The 2790-nt window shown below is 44.1% G+C and carries 2 protein-coding genes; both read left to right on the top strand.

Going from position 1 to position 2790, the window contains the following annotated elements; all coding sequences use genetic code 11:
• Positions 1–185: 185 nt before the first annotated feature.
• Complete coding sequence (gene asnB, locus GPK60_RS07430) at positions 186–2030, top strand: asparagine synthase (glutamine-hydrolyzing) (RefSeq protein ID WP_173896941.1); 1845 nt, start codon at positions 186–188, stop codon at positions 2028–2030.
• A 21-nt stretch (positions 2031–2051) separates the two neighbouring features.
• On the top strand, positions 2052–2696 hold the full coding sequence (locus GPK60_RS07425; RefSeq protein ID WP_215659184.1) for an HAD family phosphatase: 645 nt from the start codon (positions 2052–2054) through the stop codon (positions 2694–2696).
• Positions 2697–2790: the final 94 nt, after the last annotated feature.

The raw sequence follows: 2790 nt of genomic DNA, 5'->3' as shown, positions 1-2790 counted from the left end.
CCACTTTTATGTCTACGCTCCGCTTCGGTCGGAGCAAAACGAACATCCACTGGATGTTCTGCTCCATATCGGGGCGGGTCTCAAGGTCTTTCATCCACCTATGAGCAAGCTCATGTGGATTTAGACCTTTTGACCCTGGCATCATATCATAGAAAAATTGAAGTGAATGAAAGTAGGTGTAGATTATGTGTGGAATTTGTGGAATAGCAGGAAAATACGACAAACAGAAGCCGGTAATCGAAAATATGATGAAAAGTATTTATCACAGAGGTCCGGACGGCGGCGGAAACTATATAGATGAGGATGTTGCACTGGGATTTCGAAGACTGAGCATTATTGATCTGGACTACGGCAGTCAGCCGATGTTCAATGAGACGGGCGAAGTTGTCATCGTATTTAACGGTGAAATTTATAATTATCAGGAACTTACGAAAGAACTCCAGGCAAAAGGACATGTGTTTGCAAACCATTCTGATACAGAATGCCTGATCCATGCATATGAAGAATACCACGAGAAAATGCTGAAAAAGCTTCGCGGAATGTTTGGATTTGCCATCTGGGACAGCAAAGAGAAAACATTATTTGCAGCCAGAGACTTTTTTGGCATCAAACCATTTTATTATGCGGAAATCAATGGAAATCTGGTCTTTGCATCCGAGATCAAAGCAATCCTGGAATATCCGGAGTATAAACGTGAGCTGAATGAAAAGGCTCTGAGCCATTATCTGAGCTTCCAGTATTCTGCTATGGATGAGACTTTTTTCAAAGGCATCTATAAATTAAATCCGGGATGCTGTCTGAAATACAAAGACGGCAAATTAAAAGTTTCCCGTTATTTTGATCCGACACTGGTACCGGAGAAGCATCAGGATGAGAAAGCGATCGTAGAAGAGATCAAGGAGCGTGTTGCCGAGTCGATCGAGGCACATAAGATCAGTGACGTAGAAGTAGGTTCTCTGTTATCCGGTGGTGTGGATTCCAACTACATTGCAGCACAGGGACATTTTCAGAATACATTTACGGTAGGATTTGCAGAAGACAACGGCAGATACAGCGAGATGGAGCGTGCAAGAGAGATTGCAGATTATGCGGGAAGTACCTGCCATCAGAAAGTGATCACACCGGAAGAATACTGGGCAGTGCTGCCGAAAGTGCAGTATCATATGGATGAGCCTTTAGCCGATCCGTCCGCAGTTGCCCTTTGGTTTGTAGACGAACTGGCAGCAAGCAAGCTGAAGGTAGTTATGTCCGGAGAAGGTGCGGACGAGTTGTTTGGCGGATATGTGATTTATCATGAACCAGTCTCTTTACGTCCGTTTAAAGTATTGCCGGCAGGTCTGAAAAAGAAGATCAAAGAAAAACTGGAAGACAACAAAAAGAATTTTAAGGGAAAGAATTATCTGATCCGCGGATGTACACCGATTGAGGAGCGTTTTATCGGAAATGCTTATCTGTTCCATCCAAAGGAAAAAGCAAAAGTCTTAAAGAGCAGCATTCCGGCAGAAGATCCGAAGACACTGACGGCAGCCTGTTATCAGAAAACCAGAAAACTGGATGATACCGCACGTATGCAGTATATTGACCTGAAATTCTGGCTGATCGGAGATATCCTTCAGAAAGCGGATAAGATGAGTATGGCACATTCTCTGGAGACGCGTGTTCCGTATCTGGATATTGAAGTTTATAAGACGGCCAGAAAACTTTCTTTTGATAATAAAATCCGCAAGACGCAGACAAAATATGCCTTCCGTGAAGCTGCACACAGCATTCTTCCGGAGCAGGTGGCAACACGCAAAAAACTGGGATTCCCGGTACCGACACGTGTATGGCTCAAAGAAAAGAAATATTATGATAAAGTACGTGCTGCATTTGAAAGCGAAGCATCGAAAAAATTCTTCCAGACGGATTACCTGATCAGGCTGATGGATGATCATTATAATGGTCTGGCAGATAACAGCCGTAAAATCTGGGCAGTCTATACCTTCCTGGTATGGTACGATGTCTACTTCGGTGAGCAGCAGAGTGCTTAATAAAATGGGAGAACTTTACTTATGATAAAGAAAAAAGGTGCGATTTTTGATATGGACGGTACGCTTCTGGACTCTATGTGGGTCTGGAGGCAGATTGACGTGGATTTTCTTGGCAGAAGAGGATTTGAAGTGCCGTCGGATTATCTGGAGATGATCACACCGATGGGGTATTACCGGGCTGCCGAGTATACGATTGAGCGATTCGGACTGAATGAAAAGCCGGAAGATCTGATACAGGAATGGCATGGGATGGCAGCAGAAGCCTATGCGAAAAAGGTGGAGCTCAAATCCCATGCAAAAGAATATCTGCTGAAACTCAAAAAGGCCGGTACACGCATCGCTGCGGCGACCTCATCGGCTTACGAGCTGATTGCACCCAGCCTTGAGCGAAATGGCGTGCTGGAGTGCTTTGATGCATTTGTGACTACCATGGAAGTGCCACACGGCAAAGATTTCCCGGATGTTTATCTGGAAGCGGCAAAAAGACTGAAACTTTCGCCGGAAGAATGCCTTGTCTATGAAGATATCTATAAAGGAATCTGTGCGGCGAAAAGTGCAGGGTTCAAAGTTGTGGCCATGCGGGAAGAAGCATCTATTGATGACCAGGAGAAAATCCGGCAGGCATCAGATTATTACATAAAAGATTTTGTGGAACTCCTTAAATAAAAATTGACTGTTGTTTTCCCGGCAGGTGTAAAGAACTGAAATGCCGCACATTTTAAAATAGTGTTTGCAAAAGAATAGTATTGCATGTGCAAAT

The organism is Ruminococcus sp. MCC718 (assembly GCF_018783905.1).
Classification (GTDB): domain Bacteria; phylum Bacillota; class Clostridia; order Lachnospirales; family Lachnospiraceae; genus Hominisplanchenecus; species Hominisplanchenecus faecis.
Note: the sequence above shows the minus strand (reverse complement) of the source record. Positions and strands in the feature narration are given on the sequence as shown.

Coding starts and splice junctions, on each gene's coding strand:
- asnB (WP_173896941.1), top strand. CDS start 186: ATGTGTGGAATTTGTGGAATAGCAGGAAAATACGACAAACAGAAGCCG.
- GPK60_RS07425 (WP_215659184.1), top strand. CDS start 2,052: ATGATAAAGAAAAAAGGTGCGATTTTTGATATGGACGGTACGCTTCTG.